Raw genomic sequence first — 24,361 nt, forward strand, 5'->3', positions numbered from 1 at the left:
CCTTTAATTTCACATCTGACGAAAGTGCTTATCATCTCAGAACGTCGAGTGAAAATCTTACTCAAGATTTTCGAAAAACAGATGTAGAATTAGCTAAGCCAAAATGCCGCATTCACTCATGATAAATAACATCGAGAGCCGGTCATCATTTTTTGCGTTTGCTGAATAGAAAACGGTTCAACTAATAATTCCGGCGTTGCCTGGTATCCTCAACTAAGCATGTCTCAAGCTCGTAATACAAGATAGATAGGGCTCATGGTGAAGCTAATTTAGAAAACAGCGTATTTAACATAATATATATTATAGGATATATAGTGCAGGGCTATTATGTGGGTGGTCGTATGACTATTATCAGTGTAATCGCTCGTAGTTCAAGCTTTAACGTGGATTTTAGATAAACAAAGCACGCTTTTCGAGTACGTGCTTTGTTTGTTCTGAGGTGTGTCGTGAAAGCAAAACTTATTGCTCAACAATGATCCTGAGCATACGGCGCAGTGGCTCGGCCGCGCCCCATAGAAGCTGATCTCCTACAGTGAATGCACTGATATATTCCGGGCCCATGGTAAGTTTACGTATTCTGCCAATTGGAATATTCAAAGTTCCGGTCACTTTAACGGGTGTCAGTTCCTGTTCAGTTACTTTTCTATCATTGGGAATGACGGTTACCCATTCGTTGTGCGCTTCCAATATTTCCTCAATTTTCTCAACGGAAACATCCTCTCTTAACTTAATTGTTAAGGCCTGCGCATGGCAACGCATTGCGCCGATACGTACGCAAATACCATCAACCGGGATCGGTTGCTTACTCGAACCCAGGATCTTATTTGCTTCGACCTGTGCCTTCCATTCTTCCTTACTCTGGCCACTTTCCATAGGCACGTCTATCCAGGGGATCAGGCTGCCGGCCAGTGGTACACCAAACTGATCTGTCGGCAAACTTTGTGACTTAAGTTTCTCGGCAACAAGTTTATCAATTTCGAGTATTGCTGAACCCGGATCATTGAGTTGTGTTTTCACCGAATCATGTATTTCGCCCATCTGGGTGATCAGTTCTTTCATATTTCTGGCGCCAGCTCCCGATGCCGCCTGATATGTCATAGGACTGACCCATTCGATAAGATCCTGTTCAAACAACCCACCCAGGGCCAATAACATCAGCGAAACGGTGCAGTTACCACCAACGAAGGTCTTCACGCCCTGTTCAAGACCCTGCTCTATTACATCTCTGTTCACCGGATCCAGAACAATAATGCTGTCAGACGACATTCGCAGTGCTGAAGCCGCGTCAATCCAGTAACCATTCCAGCCAGTTTCTTTTAATTTTTCAAACACTGCTTTTGTATAATCGCCGCCCTGGCATGACAAAATAATGTCCATCCCAGAGAGACTATCGAGATCATATGCATCTAACAACGCCTTGGACTGAGACTTTACTTCTGGCCCCGGTTGACCGGCTTGTGATGTGGTAAAGAAATAAGGTTCAATGTCAGAAAAGTCATTTTCTTCGTGCATACGTTGCATCAACACAGAGCCGACCATTCCACGCCAACCAATTAGTCCTACTTTTTTCATGGTATTACCTTTTTTTGAATCATTGAGTATTTTGCGTGAGAGGTATGTCTAGACGTCTAAAAATAGCAAACATTGCCACAAGAAACTATACTTTTAGCGTCAAAATTGAACATTAATCATAAAAAACCCCGCGAAAGCGGGGTTTGGATACAACATGTAAAGGTTGTGTCCCACACTGTCACCTAAGCAACAGTTTAGAACCAGGTTGTTGATAATTTGCGCTCCGGTCAAATTATCATAAAATTGCAGTACTAAATTAGAACAAAGTATGGCTTAAGTTTATCGGTTATTCAAGTAATTTTGATTACAACAATCTGAAATTTAAGAAAATAATTTGTAACTTAGAACTGACTTACGTCTTATTTACATTACACTGCTAGTTTACTCTTTCGTAGATAGCGATCATCGCAGCCATTTTAGGGGCTACTTAACATGTAGATTTGCAGTTCATACTGATTTTCGCTAAGGGCTATTTGCAAAGAATGATTATTGAAAAAGTAAAACCGCATGCCTAAGGTAAGAGTCAAAGCAACACCGTTTTAGCAATTGATGCCAAAGCCAACCACCCGACTTAAGATAGTTCGATGTCGGAATAAAAAAAGCCTGGCCGCTGGCCAGACTTCTATTATTCCAGATGTTAACTATTAAAACTCAACTGATACATCTAGGCTGATTTGCTGTGCATTCTCACGAGAACGAATAACGACATCGTTTTGCTGAACTTCAAAGTCCTGACCAAGCAGGTTCTTTGCTTTTACAGTAATCGTTGTGTTAAATGTTGGATAGTAACTATACACAAGGTCCAACGAATTGATTGGCTGCTCATACGCATCATCGAACCCGTTTACACCTGCAGCCAGAATACGGTCACCAAATACATTGTATATTAGCGAGCCCTGGTGGTTACCATCATGCGAATCGTAGTTCAACTGGAAGTTTGCTACGTATTTAGAGTGACCACTCATCCGGCGTTTAATGTTAGTTAAATCACCGCGAGCACTTTCTAAGATTTCAACTTCTGAATCGCTGACAGTCAGGTTACCCGACGTAAAGAAAGCACCGCCTAGCATATCCGCAGACAATTCGACTAGCCATTCAGCTTCCAGGCCGTATACATAAGCACTATCAGCATTTTCAAACTCGAGAGTGAAACGACCATCACGCTCAGTAAGTTGCGCTTCAATCGGCTTATCGATGTCTTTATAGAAGGCGCCAACGGAGAAGTTATCACCACCGTCAAAATAGAACTCGATTCGCGCGTCGAAGTTATCAAGATAACTTGACTGCAAAGTTGGATTACCCAGCGTTCTGTAATCCGTCAAAGGATCTTGATACTGAACAGGTGTAAGTTCACGCAAATCTGGTCGAACAATGGTTTCACCCCAACCAAAACGAACCTGATAGCCTTCCTGACTGTATGTCATGGATAATGAGCCAAATGTTTCATCTTCCATCACAGTTGCATCTTTAACCGCTTCTTCACCTAACTTATCTTGCAGTAATGATGGGTCATAAGCAGAACGTGAAAATGCCAGTGCAACTTGTCTGAAATCTTCGTATCTCAAACCGCCTGAGAATCGCCAGTCGTTGTTAAATACGTAGTCGAATGCACCAAAGTAAGCATCGATTTTTTGTGCAGCAAGATAGTCATCTGCAGTTGGTTCCTGAAATAACAACTCTACATCGACACTATCGACTACAGCATCATCTTTGAAGTAGCTGCCCATACCCAGTGCCTGACTGTTAGTACTTGCGAGGCTGATCACTTCATTAGGGCCAAAGCGATATTTAAAGAAATCAGTACGATAGTCACGTGTTTTCTCTACAAAATACCCACCGCCTTTAACTTCAAGCTCTGAATTGTCGAAATAAAAGGCTTTTGATAAGTTCCACCCGTAGTTCTCGACTTTATCTTCCATGTCAACAAAGCGATACAAGAAGGGATCACCACCTAATGCGCCGCTGGTATAGGTCTCGACGTACGACCCATCCTGATAACGGTCTCTGGCTGTAATTTCCAATTCGCTAGGGATATTAGTTGTTGCCGTAGAGTCCGTATAATGCCAGTCAAAACCGAGGCCATCCAGGTTCACGCTCTTGAGAAAATCATAATTTAAATTATGTGTACCACGCAGTTGAACTATTTCCAATTCGCGTTGTTCGAAAGAGGTCAAATGCTTGCGCTGAACTTCACCGTCTTCTTTACTTAAAGACTTAGAAGGCTCCTGGTAAATGGACACGGACGCTTCATCTTCAGTGTCGCGAAGCTTCATAAAGCTCGCTGTCAGATCATGGTCATCGATTTTATATCCGAGGCTCAGTGAACTGTTTAACTTAACATTTTTCTTAGTTGACTCTTTGTCATCACGAGCAGAATAACAGGCTAATGGGCTTTCGCCACAGTTAGAATCGGCATTGTCTACCGAAGCGAGTACTGCAGTATAGCCTTTGCTGTGTGACCACTCATGATCGTACGCCAAAGACGCTAAAAAGCCAAACTGACCGCCCAAACCGAACAAGTCGTCAAAACGGTCACCATAGACAAATTTACCGCCAACATCAGGGTCTAGGTCTTTTTCAACCATTCCAAAATCACGATGTAGTGCTTTGGTAATGTCTTTGTTAAGCTCGATTGCCTGCTGTTGTGTTACCGCTTCACCTCGGTCTTGTGCTTCTACAGCACGAATATTTAGACGTGAGATATCCGATATGCCGTTTACATATTTGCTCAGGGCGTTAGTTACCGAAACTGGCATGCTACGCAAGCCGTCATCTTCGCCTAACCAGTCATCATCGCTGCCGTTATAAACAAAGCCATTGCTGTTAGTGTCTTTGTGTGCAACACCAATCTCTAACTTAAGGACGCGATCACTCGGGATACTTTTGGTACGAATATTTACATCACCACCACCAAACGCTGCGGGCATGTTTGGCGAATATGCTTTCTGTACAGCGAGAGATTCAATAATGCTGGACGGAAAGATATCCAATGGAATGACGTTACGCGTTAAGTCAGGGCTTGGAACCTGAGCGCCATTTAATCGTACACTTGAATATCGTTCGCCCAGGCCTCGCACATAAATAAACTTATCGTTTACCAAACTCAGACCTGTTACACGGCGAAGTGCAGATGCTGCATCACTATCACCGGTACGCGAAATCTGCTCTGCACCCATGATATCAGCTACGAAAGCTTGATTTTTCCTTTCTTCAATAACTGCGCTGGCACTGCCTTTAAGGCGGCTACCTACCGCAACTACTTCTTCTATCTCTTGCGCTGTCTCTTCTGCTGAAACCGAATGTACAGCCAAAGGGGAAGTAAGAGAAAGCAAAGAAAGCGTGATCAAATTGGTTTTAAACTTTTTGATTGGTTTCATTTGTCGTTCCTCTAAACCAAAACCGGATTCACAAAGGGCGCATGAATGCGCCCTGTTAAAAGCTAGAAATGGATTAGATTACTTCGTACGCTCTAAAGACATAGCAACAAATTTTGCCCAAGTAGTGTCAGTTTCACTTTCACCGATTGCACCAATGTAAGCAACATCTTCAAAGAATGAATCTTGTTGGCTTAGTTTGCTGCTTTCAACAGCCACAGTGTTGCCATCTTTATCAAGCATTGACCCTTTGGTTGCGACACCGTTGTCGCCCAGTACACTAGCGAAATCTTTAAAGCCGATTAGTTTATTACCGTTTTCTGGCTTAGTGAACCATGCTTCAATGTCAAAATTAGCTAGGTCGTCAGTGAGTGGTACTTCAACCTCTTCGAAGTTCAGGCCGCAAGCGAATACTGAGTTCTTGAACGCGATTTCGCCGGCATTGGCATTCGCATGGACACCCATAGAGGTAGACTTATCTTTTTCATTGTAAAGGTCAAAACACCCTGTACCAGCTTCTGTACCCGCGTTAACAAACAGCATGTTATGAAGCTGAGCTTTACCCCACTCTTTCATTTCCATACCTGCGCCATAACCACGAGGACCTTGTACGCCATTACTAACAACCGTTGCGTTAGCGATAGTTGGGTAAGATACAGTCGTAGCACGATCCTGACCGTCTGCAGTTGATGGATCCTTTTTACCGCCGTCAGTTTCAAAACCATGGTTACCCTGAGTTAGGGTTTGTACCAGAATGAACTGTCCTTTACCTTTCCAGCCTGTATCCCAGTCGATACCGTCATCTGCTGTTTCAGTAACAACAATATGTTTGATATTAACTGTACCGCCGAATAGCTCGATACCGTCATCGTAACCATTGTGGATGTGTACATAGTCAACAGTTGTGCCAGAGCCAACCGCGTTTAGGGTAATAGAGTTTAATTCGTCGCCTTCAACGCCGAAACCAGCATATTTAACGACAACATGTTGAAGCGAACCACTGCTGTCTTCATTATTATTACCACCGTAGTAAGAAACAACACCTTCAGCATCTACGTTACATTGGTTTTGCTCTGCTTCAGTCTTTGAACATTCTACAGTCTGAGCCATACCGTTGATCTGGATACCACCCCAATCCTGCATTGCAGGTACGGTTGTCGCATCGCCATCAATTTCCTTGATTGAAGTAAAGGTAATTGGCTTATCAACCTCACCCACAGCACTAATTTGTGCACCACGCGCAATACGAACAAAGTTTTCAGCTTTAGTGAAAGCAATTGTTGCACCCGCTTCGATTGTTAAAGTTGGGCCGTCAGTATTAACTACTCCACCTTTTGAGGTATCAACATCTTCACCAATGAAAAGAGCACCTTGAAATATGTGTGCGCCACCGGAAGACAGCGCTTTAATTTCGAAAGATGAAGTGATGTCTTTAGCGTTATTTGCAAATTCAGTATTGTAAACACAGTTTTTCTTTACTGCGTCTAGCTCACCCTTAAATTCTTTACCACCCATTGTGTAGCTAGCGCAGACAAGAGTATCAGTATCGCCACCGGCATCTTTATCGACATCACCGCCATTTCCATTACCATTGCCAGTATCTGGGGCAACAACATCCTGAGAGTTATCTACGCGATTGTCATTTGTAGTTGGTGTTATATTGACATCACCGCCACAGCCAGCAAGAACCAAAGCAGAAGTGATAAGGCTTACTTTAAATAACCCAGCAAGTTTCATTTTATATCTCCGAAAAAGTATTAGTTATAAGCGCAATAAAAAGCTTGGGCAAATAATAGAACCACTGCGTGACGATAAGGTTACAGTTTTGGTAAATAAAGATGACATTTGACTTTTAAAAATAAAAAAACCGCCCGAAGGCGGCTTTGGTGTTGCGATTATAAAATCATAGCAGTGCTTGTTTTAACGTTTCAGCGTGTATTTTTTCTCGCTTCACGTACTTAATCCATTGCTTCGCAAGATTTGCAGACTTTTTGTGCTTTTCTGCCTGCTCAAATGCGAGTATAGAAGCGTCGAAATTTTTAAGGTTATATTGAGCCATACCCAGTGCAACATACGCATTTGACTCAAACGTTAAAGCGCCTTTTTCCAGCGCGGCCCTGGCAGCATCCGCGGCCTCATCAAACTTCTCCAGATTGATATAGACTTCCGCAATACGCTGCAGATAATTACCATGTTCGACTTCTTTGTCAGCCTTAGCGAAAAAGTCGATAGACTTATCTTCGTCTTTAGACTGGACATAAGCTTCTGCGATGAATGCATAGTTCTTTGCATTCCCTTTAACCACTCCACTTTTTATGCCTTCTTCTAATGCAACTGCAGCCTTATAAGGTAAGCCATTAAATAGATAAACCTGAGAAAGCTGGATTATATCACTGCGTTTCTTTATAAACCCACGCTGTTGCGCGGTTTCGAGAATAGCAAGTTGCTTTTTCTCAGCTCCTAACTCTCCAAACATGCCTGCAAGCTGAACCCAATATTCGGGTTTATCAAACAGCTTAATCATTTTCTCTAATACTTCAGCAACTTTTTTTGGCTGATTTAGAGAGTAATATAAAGCCCTTTGCAAAACCAACCAGTTTTCTTTTGGCACTTTATTTTCACTTTCAGTTAACGATATTGCCAGATTAATATTTTCTACGGCCGCTGGATAATTCTTATCCTGATAAAGCGCTTGCGCTTTCAAGACATAGTAATTGCTTTTAACTGGCTGTGTATTTATCTTCTTCCAGCTATCCAGATATTCTACTGTTGCTTTATAATCACCATTAGCCATTGCCAGCTGCGCAAGACTAAATGTAGTAGATAATCGTAATGACTCAGGGATAGCCTCTTCAGCCACCACCTGCTCAAAAGAGGCAATAGCTTTGTCCAGCTGGTTTTCGTTGTAATAGATGAATCCATAGAAGTTATACATCATTGCAACTTCATAAGAGTTCATGCTGCCGGCACGTTTCTTAATGGTATCAAGTACTTCAAGACCACCTTTAACATCTCCTTCGTCGGCTAGCTTTTGCGCTCTCGCAAGCTGACTGTATACTTTTTCACGCAATGCAGGCACGCGCTTAGTTTTAGTCTCAGCGTTTGCAACAGCCAGATCAACGCCAGGCAAAACGGATAACAGACTTGGAGCTACTAGTCCCGTACAACTCAACGCACTAACAAGTAATAGCTTTTTAAACGTTTTCATAATCGCACCTTTTAACTCTAGCCGTTAATCTGGAATGAGATCTTGTTCTGAACCCCGGCGACCTCAACGGCCTCACCATTCACAACTCTCGGCTTGTATTTGAACTTCAACGCTGCGTCCATTGCTGCCCGGTCAAAAATATTCTCTGGTTCGGCTTTCACCACAACCGGATTTCTAACTGTGCCTTGTTTTGTTACGACAAACTCTACGATGACATAGCCTTCAATTCCTCTTGAAAGTGCACGCCTTGGATAGACAGGCGCCACCTTCACGATAGGCAAATATTCTCCATCACTGGATTCCAAAGCCAGACCGCCAGCGAGGTCGACGTCAGCAGCTACATCTGCACTGAAGTTAAAATCAGCTCCGGCAGCATCCAGGTTGTTGCTTTGCATTTGAGGCGCATCCATTGGCGGGGGCGGCTCTTTTGGTGTAGGCGGTTTTTGTGGTTTGCGTTCTTTTTTCTCAACAGTTTCTTCTTTTTTCAGGCGGACAAAATCAAGCACGTTGCCCTTAACAGGCTCATCCATCTTGCCTTCGCCGCCTGTGATCAGTGCCTGCATACCAAGAAACAAGAAAAAAGTCACAATACCTGCAATAACGAGTGCTAGTAAGTAACGCATCTTTTCTATTCCTATGATTCCTGAGCTGCAATTGATACATCGAATGCGCCTGCGGCACGAGATGCATCCATTACCTTGATTAAGGTATCAGTCGTTGCTTTCTTGTCGGCTTGAATCACGACGCTACCTTGTGGGTTTTCGGCTTTAAGGCGCTCAATGTTTGCCTGCACTGCACGGATATCAACTTGGCGCTTGTTGATCCAAATTTCACCTTTATCCGAAATGGCAACGAGTATATTTGCGCGCTGCTTTTTAACTGCTGTCGCAGCTTCTGGCCGGTTCACATCAATACCCGCTTCTTTTACGAATGATGCAGTTACAATGAAAAATATAAGCATGATGAATACAACGTCCAACATGGGCGTCATGTTAATTTCTTCGGCTTCTTCTTCCTGAAAAACCTTTGCTAATGGAGCTCTCATTACGTTTCCTCAAATTCTTTTCTAGTGATCAAGCAACAGCTTGTCTTCTAACAGTTCTACTTCGCGCTTTGCCTTACGTTGTAAAAAGGTAGAGGCAAATACTCCGGACAGCGCGCCAACCATACCAGCCATGGTTGGGATCGTTGCTTTAGAAACACCGGCAGCCATAGAACGGGCGCTTCCCGAACCTGTGATTGCCATCACATTAAATACTTCAATCATACCGGTTACCGTCCCTAGTAGCCCAAGTAGGGGACACAGGGCGACCATGACATTGATATAAGGCAGATTAGAGTTAAGCTGAATTCCGGCTCGTGAGATCATGGCCTGACGTATCTGTTCTGCGTTCCAGCTGTTTCTTTCCTCGCGGCTTGTCCAACTATTCAGTAAATCCTTGCGATAAGTTCTGAATTTACCAAACACAAACATAAAACGTTCGAGGATCAACAGCCACATCACAAATGTGACCAGTCCGATGACCAGGAGAACCTGGCCACCTGTATCTAGGAACTCACGTAGCGCATTAATTGCATCTACTAAAAGAACCACAATTACGCTCCTTTCTCGCTGCGCTCAGCAATGATCCCTGCACTTTGCTCTTGAAGAATAAGCAACAAATTACGAGAGCGCGTGTTAAGTAAGGTGTAAAGGAATACCGTAGGAATCGCGACCACCAGACCCAGTACGGTTGTAACAAGTGCTGTTGAGATACCACCGGCCATCAGTTTAGGGTCGCCTGTACCAAACAGGGTAATGGCCTGGAAGGTATTAATCATACCGGTTACAGTACCAAGTAGACCTAATAGTGGGGCAACCACAGAGATAATCTTAATCAGAGTCAGGTTACGTGTAATCTTCGGCATTTCACGCAAGATTGCTTCACTTAACTTAAGCTCTAGTGTGTCATACGCAACATCTGGATATTGCTCTTTGACTTTCATTACGCGGCCAAGTGGGTTGTCTTCGCGTGCAACTGAATCTTTTAGCTGACGATTGATTTTCGCCCCCATAATCATCAAAGAAATAAAGCGCTCAAGGGCAATTAATAATGCAATCAGACCAACGCCAAGAATAACGTAACCAACGGGTCCGCCCTGCTCCACTTGCTCTTTGGTGTTTGGCGCCTGAACTAACAGACCCAGAATTGAACCACCTGTCGGGTCCAGTGCAAAGTCAACGGCACCAGATTGCGCCGATTGCAGCTCAGCGGCACTTGCCATGAAGCGTGCCGTAGGCTGGCGAGTCAACTCAGACAGTGTATTGGTTTCTGGGTTGTAAGACAGGTATTTGCCATCAGCAATCAGGTTAAACGCGCCAACACGCAAAACTTCTTTTTGCTCTTTCGCACCACCCGCAACAATCACATCCGAAGTATAGCGAGACACTTTACCCTGTTCTGTCATTTCACGTTGTAGCTCAACCCATACTTTTTCGATGTCTTCAATAGACGCCAGTTTAGTACTTGAGCCCATGCGTTTAGCCATATCATCCATAAACGCGCTACGATTTGGTATTTCTGCAGATACGACTGAGGTACGGAACTTGTTACTCGAATCGCCAGCTACTTGCTGAAGTACACCAAACAGTTCCTTAAGTGAACCCATACGCTTTGAAAGTGTGTCACCTAAATTACCTAGCTTGATTTCGTTTTCTTCAAACTGAGTTTCGAGACGCTCTGAGCGATTGAGTTCGCCATCGCGGTTAGCGGTCAATTCACGTAACATTCTGACCTGCTCGCTCTGCTGCGCTTTAAACTGGGCTTCACGCTGTGCATTTTGTGCATTTTGTGCGCTCTGTCCCTGTTCAAGTTGCTTTAACAGAGTATCCAGGTCCATTGCTTGTTCAGCTGCAAACGCAGAGCTAGACAATGCAAACGTTGCTGCCATTACGGTTTTTAGGCTGAAAGATTTAAAAAAGTTCATCATATACCTCTTATTCTGCAGCCTGAATTGGCAGAGTTAACATATCCGGTGCCAGTTGCTTACGAGCGATGCGGATACCTTTGTTGATTTGACTGATGTTGGTGTCTGGCAGTGCTGCAAATGACTTGCTGTCTTTGTTCCAGCTGCCCGCTTTGCTGCCATCTTTAGTCACGTAAAGCAGTTCAAGGCGACCAATGCGTAGCATATCCACTTCTCGTTCCTGACCGTCTACCGTCAGCAAAGCGGAGTAAGCTTCGATAGTACGTCCGTACTCAACTTCTACCTGGTAGGCCTCAAGTACGCGACGGAACTTTTCGCTTGAAGACACATCGGCGCGGTCCATCATTGCTTGTAATTTAGCAATACGCTCTGCACGCTCTTCTTTTAGGAAAGGAACATCCAGTGCAACGAACTGCTCAAGACCTGTGATCATACGCATCATTAGTGGCGTGATCTGACGTTCAATCACAGACACCTGATCCATAGACTCATTAATCGCAGCCATTTCTTCTAGTTGATTTTTGATCTGCTTGTCTAACTGGCTGTTGTAAACAACCAGGCCATCAATTTCTTTATTCAGTGTTCTGAACTTTTGCAGTCTTGACTGCATGTCGTCTGCAATAGAATTGATTTTGTTTTGAGATTGGAGGGCTGACTGGTTAATAGCCGAACTTGAATCAATGACTTTGTCCAGATCATTTGCCTGAGCATTAGCCGCAACGGCGACCATACCTGCTAATAGCAAGTGGTTAACGCACTTCATCGCATACACCTTTTAATATTTGCTTGTTGCTATATTGGAATTGCGTGCAGTCTAATGTGCCTAAATGACATCCATGTTGCGCTAAAAATACATTTAGGTTACAGCTGTCATATATTGGTCATGGAGGGGTTTATTTATACTTATGCAATAAATTAAAAAAGGCTGCATATTCGCAGCCTTGAGAAAGATTACACTTTAAATTTGGCGAGCATGTTTTCGAGTTCATCAAATTGCAATTTTAACGTCTGACATTCTTGTAGTGTTTTTGTCAGACTATCACTGCCTTCTACACACAAATCACTGATCCCATGAATATCACTGTCTAACGACTGAATCACCGCATTCTGCTCTTGTGTTGCGCTGGCTACGGCATGGTTTACACCATCGATAGAGTCGATGGCATGGGTGACTTCCTGCATTTTAGTCCCTGCAGATTGTGCTTGCTGGGCGCTATTACTGGAGTCATCAATGCTTGACTTCATTACCGCGACGGCAGATGACGAGCCTTGCTGCAATTCGCCTATCGTATTTTCAATTTCCTGGGTCGATTCCTGAGTACGCTGAGCTAGTTGTCTAACTTCATCGGCCACGACTGCGAACCCGCGTCCGGCTTCGCCTGCACGTGCAGCTTCTATCGCGGCATTTAGAGCCAGTAAGTTAGTTTGTTCACTGACACCTTTAATGACTTCCAATACCTGACCTATACTGGCGGTGAGTTTATCAAGACCATCAATCGTCGATTGCGCTTCCTGCATTTTGGCGCTCAGAGAGCCGATTTCTTCAATGTTGGCATTCAAAGCCACCTGACCCTGACTGGACAAACTATTAGCCTCAGTCGCCAACTCAGAGGCGTGTTTGGCATTATTTGAAATCTCTACAGCACTGGACGACAGTTCATTGATGGCCGTCGCGACACTGTCGGTACGTTTGGTTTGCTCTGTGTAGATATCGAGTGCCCCCTGTGTTTGCGATTGTAGCCCCTCCATCACCTGCTCGAGTGCCAGTGTGGTTTCTTTCACTTTCGAGATACTCTCATGGATTTTGTCTACAAACAGGTTGAAGTAGTTGGACAGCTCACCAAACTCATCGTTGTTTTCGACGTCAAGTCTGCGGGTCAGATCGCCTTCTCCCTGAGCAATATCTTTGATGGCTTCGTTTAAATGCGCCATAGGCCTCATCAGATATTTAAGTAGTAGCTGTAGCATTACAACAATTACCACAACGCCCACCAGCATATAGATCAGTGCCATATTACGAAATGACGCCACTGAGCTGTAGGCTATTTCTTTATCGATCACCACGCCGAGGTACCAGTCGACATTTTTAATACCGCGCATTTTAACGAATGACACCAGCTTTTCTTTACCGTCAATGGTCAGATCAGCAAACGTCTCGGATAGTGCCAGCTTAGTGCCGAACAATTCTGTCATGGGCTTGTCGTTGAGCTGGGTATCTGGATGGCTCAGGATACGACCCTCAGCATCTAACAGGAAACCATACCCATAGCCAAGAAAGTCGATTTCATTGACTATGTCTGTGATGGTTGCCATATCAATGTCTCCTCCGGCTACCCCAGAGAAACGCCCACTACTCATAATAGGCACAACCGCAGTAATGGTCAGCTCATTACTTGTCACGTCTATATAAGGCGTGGTAAACGCAGTGTCCTGCTTTCGCTCCGCCAATTTGTACCAAGGCCTTTGCGTAGCATCGAAATCGCTCGGCAACACCACTGTTGTATCATTTAGTACAAACTGACCGTCGGGTGTACCAATAAAGGTATTCTTGAAGTGACCGGCTTCATGCGCTGTCTGAACACGCCTTAGTATATCTGAGTAAGCGTCATTACCTCGGTGGCCACTGGCAACAGCGCTTACTATATCCAGCCTGTCATTCAGCCAGTTCGCAATATTTTGTGAAACCGACTCAGAGATTTCCTGTAACACCAGGGTTAACTGGGCCTGCGTTTGTGAGCGCATCAGGATAAAGTTGTTCACAGTAAAGAGGGAAAGTACGATCACCAGCACCAATGAAGCGGCCAGTGTTATTTTAGTTGTAAATTTGAGCGCACTGAACATGGGAAGCCCTGTCTTAATTTTACTAATACAAATTTGTTTTACCAAATCTTAACGAGTTTGTCTTACCTTATCGGCGAAACTTTTGTTGCCTAAAGTTAATTATACACTTGTTTTCACGATTTATTTTTCAACTGATTAGTTATTGTTCAGGCTTCACGATTGAAAATGAAAAAAGGCGGGACAAATCCCACCTTTTTTATTACTTACAATGATCATCACAAACTTGTCTTTATTTCATCCGGCACAGTTTTTACCTGCATCCTGATTCAACTCATCCGGGCTTGTTATGTGATCATCTGGTCGACATACGAGTCTACTTATATTCAGATAAAGCTGGCGGTCTTGCCGTCAGGCCTTTACCCCAATTTTTATTTGGTTTATCGCTCATCACATATTTAAGCTCACCACCAGCCATGATGTCATCGTGTGTCAGGTAACTACGATCCAGAGCTTTACCGTTTAAAGTCACCGACTGAATGTATTTATGTGTTTCGCTGAGCCCCACAGCAGTAGTCGTAAACTGCTTACCGTTTGACAGTTTAAGTGTGACTTTTGGCGTTTGAGGTGCGCCAATTGCGTAAGCCAGATCGCCAGGTGCTACGGGATAAAAGCCCATTGCAGAGAAAATATACCAGGCAGACATCTGACCAACATCATCATTACCAGCAAGTCCGTCAGGCTTATCCGAGCTCAGAGTATCCATGATCTGACGAATTCGTTCCTGGGTCTTCCAGGGTTTACCTGCGTAATTATATAAGTAGGCGATATGATGGCTTGGTTCATTACCATGAGCATAATTACCAATCAGTCCTGCAATGTCTTCATGTTCTTTAATCATTTCTTGAGACAAAGGCGTATCAAATAAATCATCAAGTCGCTTCGTAAAGGCGTCATCTCCTCCCATCAAATCAATGAGCCCGGCTACATCCTGAGGCACATAAAAACTGTACTGCATGGCGTTTCCTTCTGTAAAAGGCCCCATATATTTAGCTTTAAAAGGGTTAAACTCAGGATCCCAACGACCCTGGCTGTCACGCCCGCGCATAAAACCACTTTGAGGATCGAATACATTATTATAGCTCATGGCGCGTGCATAATATTGTTTCGCCTGCTCGCTTTTGCCCATCGCTTCAAACATTCTGGCAATCGCAAAATCGTCATAGGCATATTCCAGTGTAATAGACACGGATTCTGGCAATACATCCATAGGCACATAACCAAACTTCTTGTACTCAGGAATGGCGTCATAAACTGGGTTGTTGGCGGTATTTATAATGGCTTCTACAGCCAGCTCTACATCATAGCCCCGGATCCCTTTAAGATATGCATCGGCGATAACGGATACCGCATGATAACCGATCATGGTCCAGGTCTCATGTGCATGGAATGACCAGATAGGCAGCATTTTTTCATAGCTTTGCTGATAGTGAACCAGCATAGACTGTATCATGCCTGACACTCTGTCTGGGTCGATATAGGTCAACAGCGGGTGTAACGCTCGGTAGGTATCCCAAAGCGAGTACAAAGTATAATGCTCAAACCCTTTACCATCATGAATTTCGCCGTCTACGCCGCGATATTGTCCATTGACGTCCTGATATAAGCTTGGCGCCTGTAACGCATGGTAGAGCGCGGTATAAAATTGACGCTTTTCGGAGCGGGTGCCCTCAACATCAACCTTGTCCAGATAGCTGGCCCATTGAGCGTTTGCGTCTTCGCGAACCTTGTTGAAGTCCCAGTGAGGGATCTCGGTTTTGAGGTTTTCGAGTGCATTGCTGCGACTAACCGCTGAAAGCGCCACTTTAATCTTTAACGGTTTGTTTTCGACGTCATCGAAGCTTGCAACGAATTTGACCGCTTTCCCAGCGGTCATTTTCACCGCTTTATTTTCAATCGTAGAGTGTTTTTCTTTTCCCAGGCATCCCATACAACGATAACGCATGTTGTCTTCATTGATAAAACGGTAATTGTCTATAGGTTGAGAGAACTCTATCGCAAAGTACATTTGACGGTTACGCGCCCAGCCATTGGTGGCTCGATAAGCAACCAATGTAGTATCATTGATTTTACGAATATCACTCCAGATAACCTTGTTCTCGAAGTTGTATATAGCACTGGTCAGATCAAACAAAACATGGCCCTGGCCGCCGTTTTTGAAGGTGTACTGATGCATACCAACTCTGGGACTCGCGGTGAGCTCAGCCTTTATGTTGTAATCTTGTAACTCTACCCCATAGTAACCCGCTTCTGCCCATTCCTGCTGATGAGAAAACCGTGAACGATACCCTGAATCCGGGTTTTCTGCAGTACCGGGGCTAGTTTTTACCTCTCCACTGATCGGCATAACCAGCAGATCCCCTAAGTCTGAATGACCGGTGCCTGAAAAATGAGTATGAGAGAAACCGACTATCGTGGTGTCGTCGTAATGATATCCGGCGCAGCGCTTGTATATTTCAGGCTGCGGTGACACGCCTCGCATTGGATTATCTGTATCCGGGCTGAGTTGTACCATGCCAAAAGGCACAACCGCGCCGGGAAACGTGTGACCGTCTCCGCCAGTACCAATAAATGGATCTACCCACTGCGTATTAGACTCCTGCGCCACCCCTGACGATGAGACAGATATCAAGGCAGCCACGGTGGCTGCTGATATGATGCGAAGCATGCACCTCTCCTATTTTAAATTGTTATTATTTGGACCGTTCCAATAACAACTATCTTACACCGCATATGAATACGTATTCAATAGAAACAAGGCAAGAAATATAGACTGGTTTATTGAGCTATGAGAAGAGGTAAAAGAAATGGCTAACGCTATAGTAACAAAGCCGGCTCTGGGGCCGGCTTGACGTGATAAATTTTAATTCTCGACTTTTTGCTGCCACTGCTTATAAAGCGACACGACATTCAGGCCATACCAGGCGATAAAAATGTAGCACACCATAGGTACAATGAAGCTAATCTGGATCCCTGCATTATCTGCTACAAAACCCTGCACCAGAGGAACTAGCGCGCCACCAACAATAGCCAGACATAACCAGCCTGACCCTTTACTGGTCAAAGATCCCAGACCTTCGATGGCGATGGAAAAGATAGTCGGGAACATAATTGAGTTAAACAGACCTACGGCTAGCACCGCAAACATGGCCAGCTTACCATCGGTAGACATAGTTAGCAGTAACAGTGCAATAATTGCAATTGCATTAAACATCAGGGCTTTTGAAGGTGCAACCTTCTGAAGTGCGGCCGAGCCAATGAACCGCCCTACCATAGCGCCACCCCAGTAGTAGGAGATGTATTTCGCTGCGGTATGCTCTTCCATACCTGCAATTGAAGGCTCTGCAAAGTAATTTACCAAAAAGCTACCAATTGCCACTTCAGCGCCGACGTAGCAAAAAATGGCTACAACCCCCATCACCAGGTGCGGTGCTTCAGTCAGCTTGTGGCCGCGAGCCTTACAGTCACCCTCTTCAGTGTGCGCTTCAATGGTAGGTAGTTTTAGAAAAGCAAATACAGCCGCGATGAGTAGTAGTGCACCAGCGAGCATCAGATAAGGTACTTTAACCGAGTCAGCACTGGCTGCATCCGTTGCCATACTGGCACCTGCGCCAAACAATAACATACCGCCAACTGCTGGGCCTACTGTAGTACCCAATGAGTTAAGCGCCTGTGCCAGATTTAGTCGACTTGAGGCCGTTTTTTCTGGCCCCAGGGCTGCCACGTACGGGTTTGCAGATACTTGCAATACAGTAATACCTGACGCCAGCACAAACAACGCCGTCAAGAAAAGCCAGTATTCATGGACCACTACGGCCGGGTAAAACAACAAACATCCGCCGGCTGCGACCACAAGACCCGTCAATACGCCATTTTTATAACCAAAGCGCTTCAAAAACGCTCCAGCAGGTAAAGACACGATAAAATAGGCACTGAAGAAACAAAATTGGACAAGCATTGCTTCGGTATAGCTCAGGTCGAACACTGCTTTGAGACGCGGAATAAGCACGTCGTTTAATACAGTAATAAATCCCCACAAGAAAAACAGGGTCGTCATTGCTGTCAATGGCAACAAATAGTTGTTGTTTTTTGCATCTCCACTGGCAACATAACTTTGGTTAGTGTTGATTTCACTCACTTGGAATACTCCGTGTTAAAGGATTTAGAGATTCTACACACTGTTACAGAAAAATCACAAATGTTTTATTGGACCGTTCCAATTTATTTTTGATAGTGCTAAAGTGAGTTCAAAAGCAAGCAATGCCGAGTCAATTTACTCTGGCGGAATAACCACAGACTGGAAAGGTTATGTCAATAAACTTTAGAAGCGATCACTTTCTACGTAAACATATTGAACGAACAATGGCGTTCTATCACCCCAGATGCATAGACCCTCAAGGCGGGTTCTTTCACCATTTTCTGGATGACGGCACGGTTTACAATGCGCATGTACGCCATCTAGTTTCAAGTACACGTTTTGTTTTTAACTATGCCATGGCTTATTTGCAGACGCCCAGTCCCGACTATCTGACACAAGTAAAACACGGGCTGGACTTTCTGGAGCGTTCACACAGACAAGCAAACGGCGGATACGCCTGGGTACTGAGTAAAAATCAGATTGAAGACGACACGAACCACTGCTATGGGCTCGCATTTGTTTTGCTGGCCAATGCCGTCGCGCTCAAAGCGGGTATCGCATCGGCTGCGGCGACCATAGAATCCGTCTGGACATTGCTGGAAGAAAAATACTATCAGCCTGAATTTCAACTTTATTTAGATGAGTATGACGGCGATTTTAGCTGTGCTGATCCTTATCGAGGCCAAAACGCCAATATGCACATGTGTGAAGCATTATTAATGTGCTTTGAAGCAACATCTGATAACAAGTTTCTGGAGCGTGCCCGTTCACTTGCTTTTACGATAACGGTTCAGCAGGCTGAATTGGCTGACGGTATGATCTGGGAGCACTACACAACCGACTGGCAAATTAACTGGCAGTATAATCTGGATAACCCTAAACATCTTTTTCGTCCATGGGGCTTTCAGCCCGGGCACCAAACCGAATGGAGTAAGTTGCTCCTGATCCTCTATCGCCATAACCCACAAGACTGGATGCTGGAGCGCGCTCGGTCTTTATTTGACAAGGCGTTGGACATCGCCTGGGATGGAGAAAATGGCGGGATATTCTATGGTTTTGCGCCGGATGGCAACATTTGTGACGCTGATAAATATTTCTGGGTACAAGCAGAAAGTTTCGCAGCGGCGGCCCTACTTGCCGATGCAACGGGCGAAACTCGTTACTGGCAGTGGTATGACAAAATATGGCAGTATTGCTGGGAGCACATGATTGATCATGAACACGGCGCCTGGTATCGGATCCTGGACTGTAAAAATCAAGCTTACAGCAATGAAAAAAGCCCGGCCGGTAAAACCGATTACCATACAATGGGTGCCTGCTACGAAGTACTCAGAGCCCAACAACTCAGACAGGAGGCACAATGAGTCTGGTGTGTTTTGGCGAAGCCCTGATAGATTTCCTTTCAGATGGCAAAGAGCCTGAATCTTTTACGAAATATGCTGGTGGCGCCCCCGCAAATGTAGCGGTCGCTGCTGCACGTCAAGGCGTCGATGCAAGCTTTTGTGGTATGGTTGGCGACGACATGTTTGGTCATTTTATCAAAAGCGCTTTAGCGCAATACAATGTCAACTGTGATTACGTAAAAATGACGGACAAAGCAAAAACCGCGTTGGCGTTTGTTTCGTTAGACGACACGGGGGAGCGAAGCTTTAGTTTCTACCGCCCGCCCGCCGCAGACTTGTTATTTAAAGCCGAAGATTTTGCCGAGGCAATGTTTGATGCCCATTCGCTGTTACACGTCTGTAGCAACAGCCTGACCGAAAACAGTATCTATAAAACAACAACTTATGCGTTAACTCAAGCTCGAGAGCACGGCATGCACACCAGCTTCGATATGAATTTGAGAGAAAACCTGTGGACGTCACTGAACCACTGTATTAAACGCATCTGGCACGTTATTTCACTCTCAGATATCGTTAAACTCTCCCATGAAGAGCTGTTATTCCTCAACCAACAAAGCCATTCGGCTCACTCACTGTCCCACACTATTGAAGCCATCATAGCGGCTAATGTGAAGTTACTAATCGTCACCGACGGGAAAAACCCCATTCACTTTTATGGTCAGTCTTATCACAACACCATTAATGTCCCAGACGTAAATGCTGTTGATACCACCGCCGCAGGAGATGCATTCGTTGGTGGACTACTGGCCGCGATTATTCGTGCTCAAAATGAGCAAAGCATTGATGCGTTTTTGACAAGCCAATCTGCGGTGAGCAGTGCCATCTCTTATGCCAGTCGCTGTGGCGCCTATGCCGTCACACGCTACGGCGCATTTGATTCATTACCCAGTTTTGAAGATGTTGAATAAGACTTTGTGAGAGAAGGTACAAGGATGTGCCTTTACACGCCTGAGCATTAAATGTGTACCAAATAGCGCATATAAATGTAGTAAAACCCGGGTGAGCACAGTACCAGACCGAGCAGATATATTTTAAAAAAGCCATCTCTCTGTGCACTTATCTGGGATACAACTGACACTGAGCTCTTATCAGACTCAGGTATATTCTTGGGACGATAAAACCGATAAAGTTTCATAGTACACAGGCCAATAATAAATGGCCCTAAAATAAGAGAGAAAAAAAAGCCCACTGCATACCAGGTCTCTGGCGCTACTCTATCCACTACACACCTCTGAAAACGACACTCAGTCAACTACATACCTGTTTACATCTGAGTGTTTGATATTATGCCCAGCACTTGTACTATACATAGCCTAACATATTAGAAGAACTAAAAAAGAACCAAAATATGAGCAAAACCTACCTACTCTTTCCATTTACTATTTTTCTTAGTGCATGTACTGCCAATAAGGTAGCTGTGGAGCAGTCTGATCAAACCGTTGTTAAATATAAGACTTCAGAGGGGTACACTGACCGATTTGCGAACCTCTACAAGCAACCCGAAACATACCCCTATACCTGTGAAGAAACGTGTTACCCGGATACTCCTCTTATTCAGTGCCAGGAAGACATGGAGCAATGTCAGTACATAGGCGAGCGTCCGGATATATCGTCTCAACTCGGTTTTAACGTAAAATGGCTGGGTCACGCTAGCTTTCTACTTACCATGCCCGATGGCCAGCAAGTATTAGTTGACCCGGTAAGCGAACAATTTGACTGGCCCATAGATGTAGGATTCAAGCTGACAGGTGGCTTTTACCGAACTGAGCCAGACTGGCCTTCAGAGCCTGAGCTGACACAGCTAAGCACCGTTGTTTATTCCCATATACATTATGATCACTTCAATAAATCAGACATCGACACGCTGGGGACCAAACCAACTTATTATACACCGCTGGGATTTGCTGACTATTTTTCAGATGGCGGTTACAAAATTCAGGAAATGGCCTGGTATGCGAGTGCGCAAAACCAAGGGCTTACTGTTCACTTCGTGCCGGCACACCACTTTAGTAGCAGAATCATCGTGCCTTACATCACAGAAGACAACGACGCCACACTTTGGGGAGGCTGGCTTTTTGAATTTGAAGGAAAAACGTTGTTTTACGCAGGTGATACAGGTTACTCCCCACACTTTCGCGACATACAGCAACGTTACGGCGACATAGACGTTTGCCTATTACCAATCGCCTCTTATCACCATGAAGAATATGCTAAGTGGTACCGAAATGTACATTTAACGCCGGAGGATATGCTCGCAGCCGCTGACGACCTAAACTGTAAACAGGTAGTGCCTTGGGGATACGGTAACATGAGCTGGAAAATGGGTGATCTGACATCTCACTCAGCCTTATTCAGGCTATTACATGTCAAGCAGACAATTGCACCACAACGACCACTCTATATTCTCAACGAAGGAGAAAGTGTCAGCTTTTAAATGCGCACTTGTCTAGTCGACATCCAGCTCAGGCCAAGTAACGATGTGGTCCTCAAAATCATGCTCTAGGTCCACGTCGTTTTCATTAATCGCTTTGCCCAAAATACTGATCCCTGCATTATGCATAGCCTGTTTCGAACCGCCATGATGCAGAGGGTGCCAACTAGCAAGGCCACGACCTTCATGTAACCTGCGATAACTGCATGACTGAGGCATGAAGAAAATGTCTTTCAGATTGTCTTTGGTTAGTTGGACACATGAAGGAACTAATGTTTGTCTTTCTGTGTAGCGAGTACATACGCAAGTCTGTTGATCACTGTATTGACATACAACATCGGTATACAGAAGCTCTTCCCCTTCCCGAAGCACATCTGTGCTACTAAATTGTTCGTCCTCTTCTTCGTCAGAATCTATAAAGGAATGCAAACAGCACTTTGCGCAGCCATCACAAATGGCTTCCCACTCCTGCTGGTTCATTTCTTCCAGTGATTTTTCGATCCAAAAAGGAGTTGTACTCATAACTTCGCACTTACCACAAACTAAAGGGCCGCAGATTGTACTAAAAGAATAAGACCAGCGCAAAACTGGCCTTAAACCCTAGGGTACTACTGCTGAGATTTTACCCAGTGCTCAATTTTATCCTGTAATACAGGCATAGGTACGGCGCCGTCAATTAACACCTGGTTGTGGAAAGCACGAATATCAAATCGTTCACCCAAGGCCTGTTCAGCATATTCGCGTAGTTGGCGGATTTTAAACTGGCCAACTTTATATGATACAGCCTGACCCGGCCACGCAATATAACGCTCTACTTCAGCTTCCACATCACTTTTCGCCATTGATGAGTTATTCAACATAAACTCTATCGCCTGCTCACGACTCCAGCCTTTGGCATGCAGTCCTGTATCAACAACCAGACGCATCGCTCTCAGTTGTTCATCCGCCAGCCGCCCATACCATTGATAAGGGTCGGTAAACAAACCAAGTTCTTTACCCAGGCTCTCAGCATACAGGGCCCAACCTTCAACAAACACCGTTGAACCGCCAAACTTTCTGAACTTTGGCAGATCTTCTATTTCCTGTTGCAATGCCAGTTGAAAATGGTGACCAGGCGCAGCTTCATGTATCGACAAGGTTTCAACAATGAATTTTGGTTGTGCCTTTAGGTTATGACTGTTGATATAGAACACGCCCGGGCGAGATCCATCCGGTGCAGGACTCTCATACGATGCGCCGGCTGCCGAAGCAGCTCGAAATGCCTCTACGGGCTTTACTACGTAATCAGCCTTTGGTTGAATATCAAATAGTAAGGGCACACGCGCGTCAATTTTCTTTTTTACTTCTTCGTAAGCTTTAATCAGTTCAGCTTCTGACGAAAAGTAAAATTCGTCACTATCACGTAAGTGTTGGAAGAATTGCTGCAGATCCCCCTTAAACCCAACGGTTTCCTTTACCCTGTCCATCTCATCGCGAATACGCTTTACTTCACTCAGGCCAAGCCCATGGATCTCTTCTGCACTCATGTCCAGCGTCGTGTTTTCTTTTATGTAATGCTGGTACCAGGCTTGTCCATTAGGCAGAGCACTGTATCCAACAGTCTCTCTGGATGCTGGTAAATACTTAGTTTCAAGGAACTGCACCATATCACTATAAGCGGGGACCAAGGTACGTTCGATGTAGTTTTTGTAAGACTGAGTTATCTGGTGTTTCTCTTGTTCCGTAAAAGATTCTGGCAAATTTTTTACAGGCCCCCAGAAAATAGAGTCCTCTGCTTGCTCAACCACATGTGTTTTAAATTGGGGGATAACTTTAACCGTGATAGACTTTGGTAAAACTACCTGATGTTCAATGCCCTTAGACATCATCGCCTGAGCGGATTTCAGCCAAACCACAAATCCATCGGCGCGTTTAAGAAAATTACCATAATCTTCTACCGTTTCGAAAGGCTGGGCACTTTCCCCTGAGCCTAGTGAGGCGAATACGTGATGTGCGCCATACATTTGATCGATTGGCAGAAAATGACCATCGAACCGCTCCGCAGCTTGTTGTTGTGTCAATTCGTATTGAAGAATGTCAAAAGACAGCTTCGCCTGCCCGGAAAGTCTTGCGCTATCAATTTTATCGAGCATGCCAAGGTATTTAGCGGTAAAGGCATGCAGTTTTTGACGGCTTTTGTAGCCCAGTGGTGATTCAAATTTATCATTATATTCGGACATGCCAAAGAAGGTTGCTGACAGTGGGCTTAATGTAACGCTCTCATTAAAGTAGGCCTCTGCAAGTTCCATCATTTGTGCGTTTGCGTCTGCCTTTTCTGCGCTTGCCTGTTGGGTGTGAACGTTTGTGGAAGTCATTTCACATCCAGTCATTGTTAAACCAACAACGAGCGCGATCATTGTTTTTCTTATCATGTCTGTAACCTTACTCTTA

The 24,361-nt window shown here is 44.7% G+C and carries 17 protein-coding genes; 3 read left to right on the top strand and 14 right to left on the bottom strand.

Going from position 1 to position 24,361, the window contains the following annotated elements:
• Window positions 1-459: 459 nt before the first annotated feature.
• The 12 genes from asd to fucP form a co-directional block, all read right to left on the bottom strand.
• Window positions 460-1,572 carry an aspartate-semialdehyde dehydrogenase gene (gene asd, locus CWB98_RS01780; protein WP_138543269.1) on the bottom strand — a complete coding sequence of 371 codons (1,113 nt, stop codon included), beginning with the start codon at window positions 1,570-1,572 and terminating at the stop codon, window positions 460-462.
• A gap of 644 nt (window positions 1,573-2,216) precedes the next feature.
• Complete coding sequence (locus tag CWB98_RS01785) at window positions 2,217-4,949, bottom strand: TonB-dependent receptor domain-containing protein (protein ID WP_138543270.1); 2,733 nt, start codon at window positions 4,947-4,949, stop codon at window positions 2,217-2,219.
• A 78-nt stretch (window positions 4,950-5,027) separates the two neighbouring features.
• Window positions 5,028-6,683: a hypothetical protein gene (locus tag CWB98_RS01790; protein ID WP_138543271.1), complete on the bottom strand. Its 1,656-nt coding sequence runs from the start codon at window positions 6,681-6,683 to the stop codon at window positions 5,028-5,030.
• A gap of 166 nt (window positions 6,684-6,849) precedes the next feature.
• Window positions 6,850-8,154 carry a tetratricopeptide repeat protein gene (locus CWB98_RS01795; RefSeq protein ID WP_138543272.1) on the bottom strand — a complete coding sequence of 435 codons (1,305 nt, stop codon included), beginning with the start codon at window positions 8,152-8,154 and terminating at the stop codon, window positions 6,850-6,852.
• A 17-nt stretch (window positions 8,155-8,171) separates the two neighbouring features.
• Window positions 8,172-8,777 (bottom strand): energy transducer TonB, encoded by a 606-nt coding sequence (locus tag CWB98_RS01800; RefSeq protein ID WP_054016584.1) that lies wholly within the window; start codon window positions 8,775-8,777, stop codon window positions 8,172-8,174.
• An 11-nt stretch (window positions 8,778-8,788) separates the two neighbouring features.
• A complete protein-coding gene (locus CWB98_RS01805; RefSeq protein ID WP_010381303.1) occupies window positions 8,789-9,199 on the bottom strand; it encodes an ExbD/TolR family protein in 411 nt (136 codons plus the stop codon).
• A 21-nt stretch (window positions 9,200-9,220) separates the two neighbouring features.
• Window positions 9,221-9,748, bottom strand: coding sequence for a MotA/TolQ/ExbB proton channel family protein (locus tag CWB98_RS01810; RefSeq protein WP_138543273.1), 528 nt, complete (start codon window positions 9,746-9,748; stop codon window positions 9,221-9,223).
• 2 nt (window positions 9,749-9,750) lie between these two features.
• On the bottom strand, window positions 9,751-11,085 hold the full coding sequence (locus tag CWB98_RS01815; RefSeq protein ID WP_432765874.1) for a MotA/TolQ/ExbB proton channel family protein: 1,335 nt from the start codon (window positions 11,083-11,085) through the stop codon (window positions 9,751-9,753).
• Window positions 11,086-11,131: 46 nt separating this feature from the next.
• Window positions 11,132-11,884, bottom strand: coding sequence for a DUF3450 domain-containing protein (locus tag CWB98_RS01820; RefSeq protein ID WP_138543274.1), 753 nt, complete (start codon window positions 11,882-11,884; stop codon window positions 11,132-11,134).
• A 188-nt stretch (window positions 11,885-12,072) separates the two neighbouring features.
• The gene (locus CWB98_RS01825) at window positions 12,073-13,962 is read right to left on the bottom strand and encodes a methyl-accepting chemotaxis protein (RefSeq protein ID WP_138543275.1); all 1,890 of its coding nucleotides are present in this window, start codon (window positions 13,960-13,962) and stop codon (window positions 12,073-12,075) included.
• Window positions 13,963-14,275: 313 nt separating this feature from the next.
• Window positions 14,276-16,627 carry a GH92 family glycosyl hydrolase gene (locus CWB98_RS01830; RefSeq protein ID WP_138543276.1) on the bottom strand — a complete coding sequence of 784 codons (2,352 nt, stop codon included), beginning with the start codon at window positions 16,625-16,627 and terminating at the stop codon, window positions 14,276-14,278.
• 195 nt (window positions 16,628-16,822) lie between these two features.
• Window positions 16,823-18,097: an L-fucose:H+ symporter permease gene (fucP, locus tag CWB98_RS01835; RefSeq protein WP_138543277.1), complete on the bottom strand. Its 1,275-nt coding sequence runs from the start codon at window positions 18,095-18,097 to the stop codon at window positions 16,823-16,825.
• A gap of 170 nt (window positions 18,098-18,267) precedes the next feature.
• Between fucP and CWB98_RS01840 the strand changes: the two genes are divergently transcribed.
• From CWB98_RS01840 to CWB98_RS01850, 3 genes are all read left to right on the top strand, one after another.
• Entirely contained in the window at window positions 18,268-19,461 is a 1,194-nt protein-coding gene (locus CWB98_RS01840; RefSeq protein ID WP_171045560.1) for an AGE family epimerase/isomerase, read from the top strand.
• Window positions 19,458-20,408 carry a carbohydrate kinase family protein gene (locus tag CWB98_RS01845; RefSeq protein ID WP_138543278.1) on the top strand — a complete coding sequence of 317 codons (951 nt, stop codon included), beginning with the start codon at window positions 19,458-19,460 and terminating at the stop codon, window positions 20,406-20,408. Before CWB98_RS01840 ends, CWB98_RS01845 begins: the two co-directional genes overlap by 4 nt.
• A 440-nt stretch (window positions 20,409-20,848) precedes the next feature.
• Window positions 20,849-21,934, top strand: a complete 1,086-nt coding sequence (locus CWB98_RS01850; protein WP_138543279.1) for an MBL fold metallo-hydrolase — start codon at window positions 20,849-20,851, stop codon at window positions 21,932-21,934.
• Window positions 21,935-21,946: 12 nt separating this feature from the next.
• On the opposite strand, the gene CWB98_RS01855 is transcribed toward CWB98_RS01850, so the two are convergent.
• Together CWB98_RS01855 and CWB98_RS01860 are read right to left on the bottom strand one after the other, a co-directional pair.
• Window positions 21,947-22,453: a YcgN family cysteine cluster protein gene (locus CWB98_RS01855; protein WP_138543280.1), complete on the bottom strand. Its 507-nt coding sequence runs from the start codon at window positions 22,451-22,453 to the stop codon at window positions 21,947-21,949.
• Window positions 22,454-22,539: 86 nt separating this feature from the next.
• Window positions 22,540-24,342: a DUF885 domain-containing protein gene (locus CWB98_RS01860; RefSeq protein WP_138543281.1), complete on the bottom strand. Its 1,803-nt coding sequence runs from the start codon at window positions 24,340-24,342 to the stop codon at window positions 22,540-22,542.
• Window positions 24,343-24,361: the final 19 nt, after the last annotated feature.

It is taken from the genome of Pseudoalteromonas rubra (genome assembly GCF_005887115.1).
Lineage (GTDB): Bacteria > Pseudomonadota > Gammaproteobacteria > Enterobacterales > Alteromonadaceae > Pseudoalteromonas > Pseudoalteromonas rubra_F.

Excerpts from the sequence above, each read along its gene's own strand:
- asd (WP_138543269.1), bottom strand. The coding sequence starts at position 1,572 with ATGAAAAAAGTAGGACTAATTGGTTGGCGTGGAATGGTCGGCTCTGTG.
- CWB98_RS01785 (WP_138543270.1), bottom strand. The coding sequence starts at position 4,949 with ATGAAACCAATCAAAAAGTTTAAAACCAATTTGATCACGCTTTCTTTG.
- CWB98_RS01790 (WP_138543271.1), bottom strand. The coding sequence starts at position 6,683 with ATGAAACTTGCTGGGTTATTTAAAGTAAGCCTTATCACTTCTGCTTTG.
- CWB98_RS01795 (WP_138543272.1), bottom strand. The coding sequence starts at position 8,154 with ATGAAAACGTTTAAAAAGCTATTACTTGTTAGTGCGTTGAGTTGTACG.
- CWB98_RS01800 (WP_054016584.1), bottom strand. The coding sequence starts at position 8,777 with ATGCGTTACTTACTAGCACTCGTTATTGCAGGTATTGTGACTTTTTTC.
- CWB98_RS01805 (WP_010381303.1), bottom strand. The coding sequence starts at position 9,199 with ATGAGAGCTCCATTAGCAAAGGTTTTTCAGGAAGAAGAAGCCGAAGAA.
- CWB98_RS01815 (WP_432765874.1), bottom strand. The coding sequence starts at position 11,085 with ATGGCAGCAACGTTTGCATTGTCTAGCTCTGCGTTTGCAGCTGAACAA.
- CWB98_RS01820 (WP_138543274.1), bottom strand. The coding sequence starts at position 11,884 with ATGAAGTGCGTTAACCACTTGCTATTAGCAGGTATGGTCGCCGTTGCG.
- CWB98_RS01825 (WP_138543275.1), bottom strand. The coding sequence starts at position 13,962 with ATGTTCAGTGCGCTCAAATTTACAACTAAAATAACACTGGCCGCTTCA.
- CWB98_RS01830 (WP_138543276.1), bottom strand. The coding sequence starts at position 16,627 with ATGCTTCGCATCATATCAGCAGCCACCGTGGCTGCCTTGATATCTGTC.
- CWB98_RS01840 (WP_171045560.1), top strand. The coding sequence starts at position 18,268 with ATGTCAATAAACTTTAGAAGCGATCACTTTCTACGTAAACATATTGAA.
- CWB98_RS01845 (WP_138543278.1), top strand. The coding sequence starts at position 19,458 with ATGAGTCTGGTGTGTTTTGGCGAAGCCCTGATAGATTTCCTTTCAGAT.
- CWB98_RS01850 (WP_138543279.1), top strand. The coding sequence starts at position 20,849 with ATGAGCAAAACCTACCTACTCTTTCCATTTACTATTTTTCTTAGTGCA.
- CWB98_RS01855 (WP_138543280.1), bottom strand. The coding sequence starts at position 22,453 with ATGAGTACAACTCCTTTTTGGATCGAAAAATCACTGGAAGAAATGAAC.
- CWB98_RS01860 (WP_138543281.1), bottom strand. The coding sequence starts at position 24,342 with ATGATAAGAAAAACAATGATCGCGCTCGTTGTTGGTTTAACAATGACT.